The sequence below is a fragment of the Pseudomonas sp. NFACC05-1 genome, from assembly GCF_900100135.1.
Lineage (GTDB): Bacteria > Pseudomonadota > Gammaproteobacteria > Pseudomonadales > Pseudomonadaceae > Aquipseudomonas > Aquipseudomonas fluorescens_Q.
This window is the reverse complement of record NZ_FMTR01000003.1, coordinates 333,675-349,158: the sequence shown is the minus strand read 5'-3', so window position 1 is coordinate 349,158 and position 15,484 is coordinate 333,675. Positions and strand designations below refer to the sequence as shown.

Annotated in this window: 10 protein-coding genes; 7 read left to right on the top strand and 3 right to left on the bottom strand. The window is 60.6% G+C overall.

Annotated features, from left to right (window positions below):
* Nucleotides 1-204 precede the first annotated feature (204 nt).
* The 5 genes from aceE to msrA all read left to right on the top strand — a co-directional run bounded on the left by aceE (nucleotide 205) and on the right by msrA (nucleotide 9,899).
* Entirely contained in the window at nucleotides 205-2,850 is a 2,646-nt protein-coding gene (gene aceE, locus BLO97_RS07885; RefSeq protein WP_072340037.1) for a pyruvate dehydrogenase (acetyl-transferring), homodimeric type, read from the top strand.
* A gap of 11 nt (nucleotides 2,851-2,861) precedes the next feature.
* A complete protein-coding gene (gene aceF, locus BLO97_RS07880; protein WP_092146698.1) occupies nucleotides 2,862-4,502 on the top strand; it encodes a dihydrolipoyllysine-residue acetyltransferase in 1,641 nt (546 codons plus the stop codon).
* 396 nt (nucleotides 4,503-4,898) lie between these two features.
* Nucleotides 4,899-6,290, top strand: a complete 1,392-nt coding sequence (locus BLO97_RS07875) for an alkaline phosphatase D family protein (protein ID WP_092345497.1) — start codon at nucleotides 4,899-4,901, stop codon at nucleotides 6,288-6,290.
* Between the two features lie 182 nt (nucleotides 6,291-6,472).
* Entirely contained in the window at nucleotides 6,473-9,166 is a 2,694-nt protein-coding gene (locus BLO97_RS07870; RefSeq protein ID WP_092345495.1) for a putative bifunctional diguanylate cyclase/phosphodiesterase, read from the top strand.
* Nucleotides 9,167-9,251: 85 nt separating this feature from the next.
* A complete protein-coding gene (gene msrA / locus BLO97_RS07865) occupies nucleotides 9,252-9,899 on the top strand; it encodes a peptide-methionine (S)-S-oxide reductase MsrA (RefSeq protein WP_072340029.1) in 648 nt (215 codons plus the stop codon).
* 136 nt (nucleotides 9,900-10,035) lie between these two features.
* Here msrA and BLO97_RS07860 read toward each other — a convergent pair whose 3' ends face one another.
* The 3 genes from BLO97_RS07860 to BLO97_RS07850 all read right to left on the bottom strand — a co-directional run bounded on the left by BLO97_RS07860 (nucleotide 10,036) and on the right by BLO97_RS07850 (nucleotide 13,739).
* On the bottom strand, nucleotides 10,036-10,875 hold the full coding sequence (locus tag BLO97_RS07860; protein WP_072340026.1) for a 23S rRNA (adenine(2030)-N(6))-methyltransferase RlmJ: 840 nt from the start codon (nucleotides 10,873-10,875) through the stop codon (nucleotides 10,036-10,038).
* A gap of 81 nt (nucleotides 10,876-10,956) precedes the next feature.
* Nucleotides 10,957-11,688, bottom strand: coding sequence for a DUF4123 domain-containing protein (locus BLO97_RS07855; RefSeq protein ID WP_170862057.1), 732 nt, complete (start codon nucleotides 11,686-11,688; stop codon nucleotides 10,957-10,959).
* Nucleotides 11,685-13,739, bottom strand: a complete 2,055-nt coding sequence (locus tag BLO97_RS07850) for a type VI secretion system Vgr family protein (protein ID WP_092345493.1) — start codon at nucleotides 13,737-13,739, stop codon at nucleotides 11,685-11,687. The genes BLO97_RS07855 and BLO97_RS07850 overlap by 4 nt, the downstream gene beginning before the upstream one ends.
* Before the next feature lie 269 nt (nucleotides 13,740-14,008).
* Here BLO97_RS07850 and BLO97_RS07845 point away from each other — a divergent pair, with 269 nt between their 5' ends.
* Both BLO97_RS07845 and BLO97_RS07840 read left to right on the top strand, forming a co-directional pair.
* Nucleotides 14,009-14,503 (top strand): DUF2165 family protein, encoded by a 495-nt coding sequence (locus BLO97_RS07845; protein ID WP_063323239.1) that lies wholly within the window; start codon nucleotides 14,009-14,011, stop codon nucleotides 14,501-14,503.
* A gap of 90 nt (nucleotides 14,504-14,593) precedes the next feature.
* Entirely contained in the window at nucleotides 14,594-15,358 is a 765-nt protein-coding gene (locus BLO97_RS07840; RefSeq protein ID WP_092345491.1) for a heparin lyase I family protein, read from the top strand.
* The last annotated feature ends 126 nt before the right edge of the window (nucleotides 15,359-15,484 follow it).

The following is a 15,484-nucleotide window of genomic DNA, read 5'->3' as shown; positions in this document are numbered from 1 at the left end:
CGAAACGAGGGGCCATAAGCCGCTCATGTGTAGTTTTACTACTCGTCTATACATTCGAAAGGCTGAAACGGTCGACGATTTGTAGTAAAACTACACGCCGCCGAAACAACCTTCGGCAATCCAAGAATTTATATCGTCTGCCCACAAGGCCAGTCGCAAACTCAGGCAACCGATTCTGGTAGCCTTTCCGCCCTGGAGCAAGCCATGCAAGACCTCGATCCCGTCGAAACCCAGGAATGGCTGGACGCCCTGGAATCGGTTCTCGACAAAGAAGGCGAAGACCGTGCTCATTATCTGATGACCCGTATGGGCGAACTCGCAACCCGCAGCGGTTCGCAACTGCCCTATGCCATCACCACGCCGTACCGCAACACGATCCCCGTTACCCACGAAGCACGCATGCCTGGCGACCTGTTCATGGAACGCCGCATTCGCTCGCTGGTACGCTGGAACGCGTTGGCCATGGTCATGCGTACCAACCTGAAAGATTCTGACCTGGGCGGTCACATCTCCAGCTTCGCCTCCAGCGCGACGCTGTATGACATCGGCTTCAACTACTTCTTCCAGGCCCCGACCGACGAACACGGCGGCGACCTGATCTACTTCCAGGGCCACGCATCGCCAGGCGTCTACGCCCGTGCGTTCATGGAAGGCCGCATCTCCGAAGACCAGATGAACAACTTCCGCCAGGAAGTGGACGGCAACGGCCTGTCTTCGTACCCGCACCCTTGGCTGATGCCGGACTTCTGGCAGTTCCCGACCGTTTCCATGGGCCTGGGCCCGATCCAGGCGATCTACCAGGCACGCTTCATGAAGTACCTGGAAGCCCGTGGCTTCATCCAGCCAGGCAAGCAGAAAGTCTGGTGCTTCATGGGTGACGGCGAGTGCGACGAGCCAGAATCCCTGGGCGCGATTTCCCTGGCCGGCCGCGAGAAGCTGGACAACCTGATCTTCGTCATCAACTGCAACCTGCAGCGCCTCGACGGCCCGGTTCGCGGCAACGGCAAGATCATCCAGGAACTCGAAGGCGTGTTCCGTGGCGCCCAGTGGAACGTCAACAAAGTCATCTGGGGCCGTTTCTGGGACCCACTGCTGGCCAAGGACGTCGACGGCATCCTGCAACGTCGCATGGACGAAGTCATCGACGGCGAGTACCAGAACTACAAGGCCAAGGACGGCGCGTTCGTCCGTGAGCACTTCTTCAACACGCCTGAACTCAAGGCGATGGTTGCCGACTTGTCCGACGACGAGATCTGGAAACTCAACCGTGGCGGCCACGACCCGTACAAGGTCTATGCGGCGTACCACGAAGCGGTCAACCACAAGGAACAACCAACCGTCATCCTGGCCAAGACCATCAAGGGTTATGGCACTGGCGCCGGCGAAGCGAAGAACACCGCGCACAACACCAAGAAAGTCGATGTCGACAGCCTGAAGTTGTTCCGCGACCGCTTCGACATTCCGGTCAAGGACAGCGAGCTGGAAAACCTGCCGTTCTTCAAGCCTGAAGAAGGCAGCGCCGAAGCCCGTTACCTGGCCGAGCGCCGTGCCGCACTGGGCGGTTTCGTGCCGCAGCGTCGCGCCAAGAGCTTCAGCGTTCCGACCCCACCACTGGAGACCCTCAAGGCGATCCTGGACGGCTCGGGCGACCGTGAAATTTCCACCACCATGGCCTTCGTGCGGATCCTCGCGCAACTGGTCAAGGACAAGGAAATCGGCCAGCGCATCGTTCCGATCATCCCGGACGAAGCCCGTACCTTCGGTATGGAAGGCATGTTCCGCCAGTTGGGCATCTACTCGTCCGTTGGCCAGCTCTACGAGCCAGTCGATAAAGACCAGGTGATGTTCTACCGCGAAGACAAGAAGGGCCAGATCCTCGAAGAAGGCATCAACGAAGCAGGTGCCATGAGCTCCTTCATCGCCGCCGGTACTTCGTACTCCAGCCACAACCAGCCGATGCTGCCGTTCTACATCTTCTACTCGATGTTCGGCTTCCAGCGTATCGGCGACCTGGCCTGGGCGGCCGGCGACAGCCGTACCCGCGGCTTCCTGATCGGCGGTACCGCAGGCCGGACCACGCTGAACGGTGAAGGCCTGCAGCACGAAGACGGCCATAGCCACATGCTGGCCGGGACCATCCCGAACTGCCGCACCTATGATCCGACCTATGGCTACGAGCTGGCGGTGATCATCCAGGACGGCATGAAGAAGATGACCGAAGAACAACAGGACGTCTTCTACTACATCACCGTAATGAACGAGTCCTACCAGCAGCCAGCCATGCCGGCCGGTGTCGAGGCAGGCATCGTCAAGGGCATGTACCTGCTCGAAGAAGACACCCGCGAAGCGGCGCACCACGTCCAGTTGATGGGCTCGGGCACCATCCTGCGCGAAGTGCGTGAGGCAGCGAAGATCCTGCGTGAAGAGTTCAACGTCGGCGCCGACGTCTGGAGCGTCACCAGCTTCAACGAACTGCGTCGCGACGGCCTGGCCGTAGAGCGCAGCAACCGCCTGCACCCAGGCCAGAAGCCAAAGCTGAGCTACGTCGAAGAATGCCTGAACGGCCGCAAAGGTCCGGTCATCGCGTCTACCGACTACATGAAGCTGTTCGCCGAGCAGATCCGCCAGTGGGTTCCTTCCAAGGAATTCAAAGTGCTGGGCACCGACGGTTTCGGCCGTAGCGACAGCCGCAAGAAGCTGCGTCACTTCTTCGAAGTCGACCGTAAGTTCGTTGTGTTGGCAGCCCTGGAAGCCCTGGCTGACCGTGGCGATATCGAACCTAAAGTGGTGGCCGAAGCCATCGCCAAGTTCGGCATCGATCCAGAAAAACGCAACCCACTGGACTGCTGAGGAGAATTTTCGTGAGCGAACTCATTCGCGTACCTGACATCGGCAGCGGTGAAGGTGAAGTAATTGAACTGTTTGTGAAGGTCGGCGACCGTATCGAAGCCGACCAGAGCATCCTGACACTTGAATCGGACAAGGCCAGCATGGAAGTGCCTGCGCCGAAGGCCGGTGTGATCAAGAGCCTGAAAGTGAAGCTGGGCGATCGCCTGAAAGAAGGCGACGAACTGCTGGAGCTGGAAGTCGAGGGCGCCGCTGCGGCACCTGAAGCGGCAGCGCCTGCAGCGGCCCCGGCGGCGGCTGAAAAGCCCGCCGCGGCACCGGCTGCCGAGGCGGCTCCCGCTCCGGCTGCTGCGCCTGCGGCGGCCACGGTCCAGGACATTCACGTTCCGGACATCGGTTCGTCGGGCAAGGCCAAGATCATCGAAGTGTTGGTCAAGGCCGGCGACACGGTCGAAGCCGACCAGTCGCTGATCACCCTGGAATCCGACAAGGCCAGCATGGAAATCCCGTCGCCGGCCGCCGGTGTGGTGGAAAGCGTCGAGATCAAGCTGGAAGACGAAGTCGGCACCGGTGACCTGATCCTGAAGTTGAAAGTAGCCGGCGCCGCCGCTCCGGCCGCGCCAGCCCAGGCCGCGGCACCCGCTGCCAAGACCGAAGCCGCTCCGGCTCCGGCTGCTGCCGCACCTGCCGCCAAGGCCGAAGCCGCGCCCGCCCCGGCCGCCGCACCAGCCCCAAGCGGTGCCAAGGTGCACGCCGGCCCTGCGGTGCGTCAGCTGGCCCGTGAGTTCGGTGTCGAGCTGTCCGCCGTCGGCCCAAGCGGCCCTCACGGTCGTGTGCTGAAAGAAGACGTGCAAGCCTACGTCAAGGCCATGATGCAGAAGGCCAAGAACGCACCGGCCGAAGGCGCCAGCGGTGGCGCGGGTATCCCGCCGATCCCGGCGGTGGACTTCAGCCGCTTCGGCGAAACCGAAGAAGTGGCCATGACTCGCCTGATGCAGATCGGCGCGTCGAGCCTGCATCGCAGCTGGCTGAACATCCCGCACGTGACTCAGTTCGACCAGGCCGACATCACCGAGCTGGAAGCTTTCCGCGTTGCGCAGAAAGCCGTGGCGGAAAAGGCCGGCGTGAAGCTGACCGTACTGCCCCTGCTGCTCAAGGCCTGTGCGCACCTGCTCAAGGAACTGCCGGACTTCAACGCCTCCCTGGCCCCGAGTGGCAAGGCTGTGATCCGCAAGAAATACGTGCACATCGGCTTTGCCGTCGACACCCCGGAAGGCCTGCTGGTACCGGTCATCCGCAACGTCGACCAGAAGAGCCTCTTGCAGCTGGCTGCCGAAGCCGCTGCCCTGGCCGAAAAAGCCCGGAACAAGAAGCTCACCGCCGACGACATGCAAGGCGCCTGCTTCACCATCTCCAGCCTCGGCCACATTGGCGGCACCGGCTTCACGCCGATCGTCAACGCGCCGGAAGTGGCGATCCTGGGTGTTTCCAAGGCCACCATCCAGCCTGTCTGGGACGGCAAGGCCTTCCAGCCGAAACTGATGCTGCCACTGTCGCTGTCCTACGATCACCGTGTGATCAACGGCGCCGCCGCTGCACGCTTCACCAAGCGTCTGAGCGACCTGCTGGGCGACATCCGCACCATCCTGCTGTAACACCGCACGGCCCTCCCTTGGGGAGGGCCATTCGGAGCACTGTTTTCCGAGCGCCACGCTCGTACCTCAACCCCGCCCGTTTGGCGGGGCTTTTTTTGCCTGGAATTCCAGACAGGCTGCCTGGATGCTGGATGTCCCGGCCTCATCGCGAGCTTGCTCCCACAGGGACAACACAAGTCCTTTGTGGGAGCGAGCTTGCTCGCGATGGCGGAAAATCAGGCAGCGCGGCAACTTTCCTACCTCGCAAGCTTGAAATGACTACACCCCCTGTTAGTCATTACCCACAACTTGCGCCCTCTCCTCGATCAATATTTATCCTGCATCGAGCTTTAGCATCGGAGCCTCAAGGCAACTTGATGTTTGCCCCCACTGCTGAAACTTCGAATGGATTCGAATATGTTCAAACCTACCGTTGGCCCCATTGTCGGCCACACGACAACCGACCACGCCCGGATATTCCTGCGCGGCGATCGCGACAACAACCGGGTATTCGCCGGTATTCGCCATCGGCGCCAAGGCGATACACGCTGGTCGAAAGGGCATTTTGTCCAATTGAAGGCCTACCGCGACATGTCCGATGTCATCGTGCTGAAAGGCCTTCAACCCGATACCGCCTACGAGTACCAGGCCGGCTGGTTCAGCCCCCTGAGCCCGACCCATACCGTGGAAACCGTCCAGGAACTGCCGCTGCAATGGCCCAGGACCACCTACTGCTTACGCACGCCGGCCAGCAAAACCGATGCGCCACGCGCTTATATCGTGGGCTCTTGTCGCTACTTGCGAATCGCCGCCGGCATCCCATTGCTACCTGGGCTTGGCGACCGCACCTTTGCCGGCATCAACCGCCTCGTGGCGCAGGCCAACCCACCGATCAGCGCGGTATTGATGACCGGCGACCAGGTTTATCTGGATGACCTGAATGTCATCGGACCGGACCGAACCTATCAGAACATCCTTTTCAGATACCGATCGGTATTTACCCAGCCGCATATCCGGAAACTGATGTCTGGCACCCCTACCTACATGATCCTTGACGACCATGAGATCGAAGACAACTGGCCCGCCAGGAAAACCGTCAACGACGACATCCTCTACGCAAATGCCATGGGCGCTTATAGGCTTTATCAGGCCAGCCACGGGCCAGCCCATGAACTGTCGAGCGACGGAACATTACACAAGTCGTTAACCCGTTACTGGTACACCTTCTCCCACGGCGATATCCAATGGTTCGTCACCGACAGCCGGACGCAACGCAACCTGTCGGCGAATGACCGGCGCATCCTCGACGAAGAACAGGAACAGTCCCTGCTCCAATGGCTCATCGACAGCCCCGCCAGGGTCAAACTCGTCGTGACCAGCGTCATGTTCTTCCCTGACAGCAAGCACGATGACGGCGACGCCTGGCAGGCCTTCCCGGAACAACGCCTGCGCCTGCTGGAAACCATACGCCGCCATCGGATCAAAAACGTGATTTTCGTCTCGGGCGATGTCCACGGCTCCATGACCAGCCGCCTGCGTCACAGCGAGGATCCTGATTTCGAGGTCAACACCGTCGTTTCCTCACCGTTCTACAACAGTAAATTGCTGCCTTTTGCAAAAGCCTCGGATTTTATTTTCCACAGGCCCATGGCCCGTACCCAAAGCGGCCAGTACCGCTATGAACTGACCAGCAAAGTGGTGAGCCAGGACAACTTCGCCCGCCTGCATGTCACGGCCCAGAGCCTTCAAGTCACCTTCCACGACCGGGACGGCAACCCCTTGCAGACGGTCGACATCCCACTGCAATGATCTTCCATGCCCTCTGATCGGTCGGCGACTGGAGAAATCCTCTCGTCGGCCGATAAAAGGTTTATAGCACTTGGCCTTCATCTCTCTTGTCAGCCAGTGCCGCAATGATGCAACCTTGCGCCAATCCGTAATAACGAGGGCGTCAGCCCGGCGCGATCAGCATTTTCGAAGCGAGTTTCCCCATGAAAAGCCAACCCGATGCCGCCAGCCGTATGGCGGCCGAGGTAGTGACGCAGTTACCGGTGCCCTCGCGGCTCGGTATGCTGCGTTTCGAACGGCTGAATGAAGCAAGCTGGGCGCTGTTGTTCCTCGATCCCAACTGCGAGCGATACTTCGGCCTGCCGGCGGTAGAGCTGTGCTCGCTGGTCAGTGCGCCTTACGCCAGCTTGATGGAGCCCGAAGCACGCTATCAGTTGCACGACGCCATCCAGCAACAATTGGCCCAGGCCGCGCATTACCAGATTCGCTACACGCTCCACACCGCCAAGGGACCGATGAACGTGCTGGAGACGGGTGAGGCCTATAAGCAACACAATCGTCATCTGCTGCGCGGTTACCTGCTGGCAGTGGACAATTTGCTGCATGGCGAACCCTCCGTGCCGGCACTGGACCTGGAAACCCAGAACTCACGCCTGCAGATCGCCCTGGAACTGAACCAGCGCGCCCAGCAAGAACAACTCCAGCACCTGGACCGGGTACGCGCCCAACAGGACTTGATCCTGCTGCTGACCCGTCAACGCTACAGCGCCAACAACTCCCTGCTCGAAGCCGCCGAACTCATCACCCGCAGCGCCTGTGACATCTACCAGATCGACTGCGCCAGCCTCTGGAATCTGGACGATGGCAAACTGGTACCGATTTCCGCCTACAACCGCGCGTCCCAGGCGTACTTCCTGCCCGCGGTGATCGACGCCAACGACTTTCCCGACTACATGGAGGCGCTGCAGACCTGCCGCGCCATTGACGCCCACAATGCAATGCGCGACCCACGCACCCGAGAAATGGCCGAGAACCTGCGCGCCCGCGACGTCAATGCCATTCTCGACGCCAGCGTGCGTATCGACGGCCAGGTGGTGGGCGTGCTGTGCCTGGAGCAAGTAGGCGTCACCCGCGCCTGGCAGTCGGATGAAATCGCCTTTGCCGGCGAGCTCGCGGACCAGTTCGCCCAAGTCATCAACAACCATAACCGACGCACCGCCACCAGCGCCCTGCACTTGTTCCAGCGCGCCGTGGAACAGAGCGCCAACGCGTTCCTGCTGGTCAATTGCGACGGTGTGGTGGAGTACGTCAACCCGAGCTTCACCGCGATCACCCAGTACACTACCGAGGAAGTCCACGGCCAACGCCTCTCGGAACTGCCGGCCCTGGAGAACCTCAGCGAACTGCTGTTCGACGCCCCCTCGGCGCTGGCCCAGAGCAACAGTTGGCAGGGTGAGTTCAAGAGTCGACGCAAGAACCTGGAGCCCTACTGGGGCCAGCTGTCGATTTCCAAGGTCTACGGCGATAACCGCGAGCTGACCCACTACATCGGCATCTACGAAGACATCACCCAGACCAAGCTGGCCCAGCAGCGCATCGAGCGCCTGGCGTACACCGACAACCTGACCAACCTGGGCAACCGTCCGGCGTTCATTCGCAACCTCGATGAACGCTTCGCCCGGGACAGTGATTCGCCCATCAGCCTGCTGCTGGTGGACATCGACAACTTCAAGCGCATCAACGACAGCCTCGGCCACCAAACCGGTGACAAACTGCTGATCAGCCTGGCCCGGCGCCTGCGCAACAGCTTGAGCCCCAGCGGCAGCCTGGCGCGATTTGCCAGTAACGAATTCGCGGTCCTGCTGGACGACACGAGCCTGGAAGCCGGGCAACAGATCGCCAGTCAGTTGCTGATGACCCTCGACAAGCCGATGTTCGTCGATAACCAGTTGATCAGCGTGACCGGCTCCGTGGGCCTGGCCTGCGCGCCGCTGCACGGCCGCGATCCGCAGACCCTGATGCGCAACGCCGGCCTCGCCTTGCACAAGGCCAAGGCCAACGGCAAACACCAGGTCCAAGTGTTCACCGAAGCACTGAATGCCGAGGCCAGCTACAAGCTGTTCGTGGAAAACAACCTGCGTCGCGCCTTGACCCAGAATGAACTGGACGTGTTCTACCAACCCAAGCTGTGCCTGCGCAGCGGCCGTCTGCTGGGCATGGAAGCGTTGCTGCGCTGGAACCATCCGGAAAAGGGCATGATCCGCCCGGACCAGTTCATCAGCGTGGCCGAAGAAACCGGCCTGATCATTCCCATCGGCAAATGGATCGCCCGCCAGGCCTGCCGCATGAGCAAGCAATTGACCGCCGCCGGCCTGGGCAACCTGCAGGTGGCGATCAACCTGTCGCCCAAGCAGTTCTCCGACCCGGACCTGGTCGCCTCTATCGCCAGCATCCTCAAGGAAGAACAACTGCCGGCCCGGTTGCTGGAGCTGGAACTGACCGAAGGCCTGTTGCTGGAAGCCACCGAAGACACCCACTTGCAGCTCGACCAGCTCAAGCGCCTGGGGCTGACCCTGGCCATGGACGACTTCGGCACCGGTTACTCGTCCCTCAGTTACCTGAAGAAATTCCCGATCGACATTATCAAGATCGATCGCAGCTTCATCCACGAAATCCCGGACAACCAGGACGACATGGAAATCACCTCGGCGGTGATCGCCATGGCCCACAACCTGAAACTCAAGGTCGTGGCCGAAGGCATCGAGACCGCCCAACAACTGGCGTTTCTACGGCGCCACCGCTGCGACGTCGGCCAGGGCTACCTGTTCGACCGGCCAATCCCGGGCGCGGAGCTGATCGAAAAGCTCAAGCGCTACCCGCGTGGGCCTCTGGTCTGACAGCTGCGTATAGCTTGCGGCGGCTTTTCTGAGGCACACTGACGGTCTATTTCGCTCAACTCAATCTGACTGAAAGGACTGATAAATGGTCTTGCGCTCGGAAATCCTGGTGAACAAAAACGTGCTCCCTACTCAAGAACAAGCCCTGCCTGGCCGTGAAACCCCGATGACCGTGCCGGAAAAACACTTCGTCCTCGACGCACCGCTGCTGGGGCCGTTTGCCATGGACGTGGATTTCGCGATCTTCGGCCTCGGCTGTTTCTGGGGCGCGGAACGCAAGTTCTGGCAGCGCGAAGGCGTGGTCAGTACCGCGGTGGGTTACGCCGGTGGTTTCACACCGAACCCGACGTACGAAGAAGTCTGCTCGGGCCTTACCGGCCACAGCGAAGTGGTGCTGGTGGTCTACGAGCCGGCGAAAGTCAGCTACGAACAGCTTCTGAAGATGTTCTGGGAACTGCACAACCCGACCCAGGGCATGCGCCAGGGGAACGACATCGGCACCCAGTACCGCTCGGTGATCTATGCCACCACCCCAGCCCAACTGGCGGCGGCCAAACACAGCGAGCAAGTCTTCCAGGCCGAGTTGACCAAGGCCGGCAAAGGCACCATCACCACCGAAATCGAAGAAGCGCCAACGTTCTACTTCGCCGAGGCCTATCACCAGCAGTACCTGGCGAAGAACCCTGAAGGCTATTGCGGGATTGGCGGGACCGGCGTGACCTGCCCGATCTGACTGTCCGGCCCTGAACAGCTTCGCGAGCAAGCCAGCTCCCACAGGTCTGGCGGCGTACACAACTCTTGCGTACGCCTAAGATCCCATGTGGAAACGAGCTTGCTCGCGATAGCGCCCTTCCAGGCGCCAGCAAAACTCAGCTTTCAGCAATCAACCAATCCATCTGCCACCCGCCCTGGGTCTGCCCCAGCTTTTTCGACAGCCACGGCAGCAGTTCACGCAACTCTTGCTCCAGCCCCCACGGCGGGTTGGCAATCGCCAGGCCGGAGCCGTTCAGGCTGTTGGGCGTGGCCAATGGATGCACCAGCAGTTCCACCCGCAACAGCTTCGGCGCGCCCGTGCCGGCCAGGTCCTGGTAGAAGCGGCGCAACATCCGCTGGTCCTTGACCGGGTACCAGATCGCCGCCACCGTCTGGCGCATCCGGCCAATGGCTTCCTTGAGGGAGGCGGCGCAGCGCTGCATCTCGTCCAGCTGTTCGAAGGGCGGATCGATCAGCATCAAGGCACGCTTCTCTGCCACCGGCAGCAGCGCCCGCGGCACATGCCAGCCCTCACCCAGATGGACCGCCACGCGACGGTCGCCTTTCATGTTGTCCTTGAGCAACACGCCGTCTTCAGGGTGTTTCTCGTTGAGCAGCACACGGTCCTGCGAACGGGTCAGGCGCCGCGCCAACTCCGGCGAGCCCGGGTAGTAGCGCAACTGCCCGTCCGGGTTCATCTCGTGCAGCACCTTCATGTAGTCGGCGGTCAGCGGCGGCAGATCGCTCTCGCCCCACAACCGCGCAATGCCTTCCAGATACTCACCGGTACGGTTGGCCTGGTCACCCTGCAAGTCGTACAACCCGATGCCCGCGTGGGTATCGAGGTAGGCGAAGGGCTGCTCCTTGCGCGACATCAAGGCGATGAGGCGGGTCAAGGTCAGGTGTTTGAATACATCGGCGTGATTGCCGGCGTGGAAGGCGTGGCGATAATTCATGGCGGCTCCTGCGAAGGGCGACGAGTTTACCTTGAAGTGCGTCGAACGTCAGGGGTTCGCAGCCCAGCGGACAGGCCATCATCAGCCCAGCTCTCGCAGCAAATAGGCCTGCAATGGCGCCATTTTCGCCTCAGCCACCGCCGATCGCTCAAGAAAGTGGGCAATCTTGCAGCGCAGGACGCTGCCGTCGACCCGCTCGAACACATGGGGATGCTCTTCACCCAGCCAAGTGAGCACGTTGTCCAGCAGACAGTCCGTCGGCCCCTCGGTCGTTGCGGCCAACAGGGTGATGGGCACTTGCCACCAGGGAAAAGCCTGGGCCGGCCGCTGGGCATTTCCCACGACCTCAAGGGATCGGCCATTGATCAGACAACGTTTGATAACCGGCAAGAGTTGCCCGGCCTCCACCTCCGTCGATTGCAGGATCGGCCGCATGAAGCGCCCATCCCAAAAACGCAGGAAGACCGGCTTGCCACCGGGCAACAGTACCTGTGTGAGCCCTCGCAAGTGTTCGACAAGGATTTCTTGACTCACGCACGAAACCGCCAGCCAACCCCAATCGAGGGAATCGGTGGCGGCTATCCAATCAAGAAACCCACTGTCTGCGCTGACCAGCCCTACATAGGGCATGACCGCTTCCCACCCGGCGTACGGCGTGTCGGCCCAGATCGGGCTGGCGACCGAGTTCATCGAGCGCCTCCAGGCCGACAACGCCCCGGCGCTACTGGCATTGCTGAAAATGGCGAATAGTTGCTCGGAGGCCTGCAAGGGGTGCTCCTCAAGCCAGGCGCGAGGAGATTGATCGCTGTTCATGGACGCCTCCGGACATCGACAGGTTTGTGAAAGACCGGCGGCGCCGCACAGGCGCCATTTCTGCAACGCTCGCACTCCTCACAGAACGGCGCCGAACCTTGGAAACTGAGAATCTGCGCAAGGGAAAGCGCAGGTGCCGCCGCAGCGACCCGCTTCTCGGCGCCGCCTGGAGAGCCGAATGCCGCGCTCATGACCGCCATCGGCGCGCCACCGACCTCGATGGGTACGCTGCTGGAAATCCCGCCGGCACCGATGTTGATCCAATGACCGCCAGCCTGAAGGGTCACGCTCGCGCCCCCATCCAAGACTACCTGCTGGCCGGCGCTGACATGAAACTGCTGGCTGGCATTCAGGACCTGGCTGGTGACACGAATATGCCGCTCGCCGCTCACCAGCAGATGATCGTCATGCCGCACTTCTGCCCGGCGTTGACCGTGGGTGAGGCGCTGCTCATCGGCCTTGAGCTCGTGCCGTGCCGTACCGGCGACAACGATGCTGCGCTCGTGATCGACCTGCACCCGCTGGTCATGCAGCACATGCTGGGTCCAGTTGCGCTGGGCCCGCAGGTAGATCTCCTCGGCGCCCTTGCGATCCTCGATGCGCAATTCGTTGTAGCCTCCCCCGCCGGGGCTGCTCTGGCTGCGCAACACGCTTCGGGTCTTGTCCGCAGGCAAGTCCAGTGGCACCGGGTTGGCGCCGTTGGGCAGACAACCGACGACCAACGGCTTGTCCACGTCGCCATCGATGAACCCCACCAGGACTTCCATCCCGACTCGGGGAATCATCACTGCGCCATAGCGATCGTGAGCCCAACCGGAGGCCACGCGCAGCCAGCAGCTGGAATGCTCGTCGCGTTGACCGTCGCGATCCCAGACCAGTTGCACCTTGACCCGTCCGAACTCATCGCAATAGATCTCGCTGTCCACCGGTCCGGTCACCACCGCCAACTGATAGCCCTGGGCACGGGGCTTTTCGTGATGCAAGGGTGGCCGAAAGAACACGTCCCATGGCGTGGCAAGAAAGGTATTTTTGTAGCCCTGGAATTCATCCGGGCCGGCGGCGGTTTCTTCCAGCACCTGCGGTTGGCGGCCATGATGGTCGATCTGCGTCAGGAGCCAGAGATCATTCCACGGCTCTCGGGGATGTTCCTTGATACGCATGAAATGTCCGCTGACCAGGGCGTTTTCATTGCTGCCGCCTTCTGCCACGCAGTGGTCGGCGCCGTGGCGCTCGAGGGCGCATCGGGTCAGATGCTTGCCGTCGTCACGGGCGCAGAAACCACCGGGATAGTGATAGTCCTCGAGCACAGGACGCTGTCGATTGTCGAGTTGGGTTTGCAGTAACGAACCGGGCCTGCGGAAGTCGTAATCGCGCAACGTCACGGCAGTGGTACGGGTCTGGAGCCGCACCGCCAGGCGCTTGATGGCCGGCTCGTTGGCAGCCATGCCGCTGTCCGGCAGGTATAGCGTCGACTCAGGCAGGCGGGGAAACACCGTCTGGTCGTCACCAAACACCAGCAGATGACCGCAAGGGCGGTGCCTGAAGTGATAATGGATACCGACTTCGGCGCAGATCCGCTCGATGAAGGCCAGGTCGCTTTCGCCATACTGCACACAATACTCGCGTTCGGGATATTGGCCGCCAAGCGTGAACTGGCAGGCATCCGCCAGGATCCCGTGCTCCTTCAACACCCGGGCGACGATATCGGGTACGTTCAGGCGCTGGAAAATCCGCTGGTTGATGCGATGGCGCAAGTAGGCCAGGCGGGGCACCAGGCTGATCTGGTAACGGGTCAGGCGTTTGCCCGAATCCCCCTGGGCCACGCTATAGACCTGACCGTGTACGCCACTGTCCCGATCATCGAACCCCAGAAATGCCTGGCGATGCAGGAGCTCTTCCAGCGCCAGGTCAGACCGCTCGCTGACCAGTTCCAGATCAAAGCGATAGGGTTGGCTGATGGCCTCCTGCCCCTTGAACTCAAGCACTTTGAGTTCACTCGGCCCGCTGTCGAGCGTTAGCGTGAAACGTGATGGATTGGCAGGCGCGAACATCCGATGTCCTTTGCTGAGTGGAGGCCAGCGATTCTGCATCAGCCATCGGAAAGTTGATCAGCGCTCAGGAAAAACAGATTTTCCTTACATACACAAAGCTAAAAGCTGCAAAACGTGTGGCGCTTTCCGACAGACAATCCTTGCATCACGCCCTTCAGAAACCGTCGCACGAATGAATCAGCAACTTCTTACAACGCAACAGGACTCTGACTGCAAGTTCGCGTGATAACGTTTTTTACCCGATTACAAAAAAGCAAAGGACGCAACCCATGACCATTCGCTACGCAAAGATTGCAATGATCCTGGCGCTCGCCGCATTCGCCTTCCTGACCGTGTTCAACAACATCACGGACTACAGCTCCAATTTCAATTTCGTCCATCACGTGCTGAGTATGGACACCACCTTCCCCGACAATGCCGCCCGGTATCGTGCGATCGACCAACCCTGGGTGTGGCACGGCGCCTATTGGCTGATCATCCTCGGTGAAGCCATCACGGCAGGGCTGCTGGGCTACGGCGCGCTGCTGCTGTGGCAGGCGCGCAAGGCCGAGGGCGCGGTGTTCGCACGTGCCAAGGGGTGGGCCATCGCCGGCTTGACGGTGGGTTTTTTCGTCTGGTTTTTCGGCTTCATGGTCGTTGGCGGCGAATGGTTTCTGATGTGGCAGTCAGAAATCTGGAATGGCCAGGATGCCGCGTTCAGATTCTACATGGCGATCCTGGGCGTGCTGATCTTCCTCAACCAGGCGGATCCCGACATGGCGTGAGCGCCGTGAGCATCGCGGGCCCACATCACGCCTCCCATAAGTGTCGAAAGTTTCACGTCAACAACATCAAGAACTTCAGGAAACTCACTGATGAAATTTCCCCTGCTCGCCGCTGCGAGCCTGATCACTGCCTTTCATCTTTGCCCCCCCGCGGAGGCCCACTTGATTTGGAATGGAGACGCCGCCAATCCTATCGGTAAAGAAAAAATATTCGCGAATGCCGTGAGTGAATGCCCAGCCCCGTCCAGCATCACCGTGGTAGACGATGATGACCGAGGCAAATCCTGGTTATTCCATAAAGGCGCCGGCGAGCCCCGCTGCGAAGCACGCAATATCAGGACTGGCGCCAATCACACACCCTATCGATTCGAAAAGGAAAGAACCTATTTTATTGGCTGGTCATTCAGGTTGAATGACACCCAGAGCAATCATCATCCATTCCAGTGGAAGTCCTATGAAGCGGGGCATCAACAAAACTATCCGTTCCTGATGAGTGCCAAGGACGGCAACTTGAGGCTTTTCTACTACGGCATGCCAGGCGAGACATCCGGTGTGATCTGGACCCGCCCCATTGAACCGCTGAAGTGGTACTGCCTGGTCTTGGCCATCCATACTTCCAATCAATCAAGCAGCGGTTGGACGGAGTTATGGTTCGAGGGTCAGGCACAGACCTTCAGCAACGGCCAGAAACGCTTTTCCGGAAGAACCTGGGACGGCGCGAACATAGGTGCGAACGAGCCTAAATGGGGCGTTTACAATAAGCATCAGCCAGGCGTCATGGAGGATGTGAAGAACTATATTTCCGGCCTGAAGATCGGCACCACGTACGCCGATGTCGAACAGTCCTGTCATTGAGGGGCTGGATTCGCTCGGTGAGCCACACGTTTTGCCAGTCCCATCCCACCTGACACCCGTAAAAAAGGCCCGCCTCCATTGGAGACGGGCCGTTTTCATGCAAGTCGTCCTGCGAGCCATCAAGGC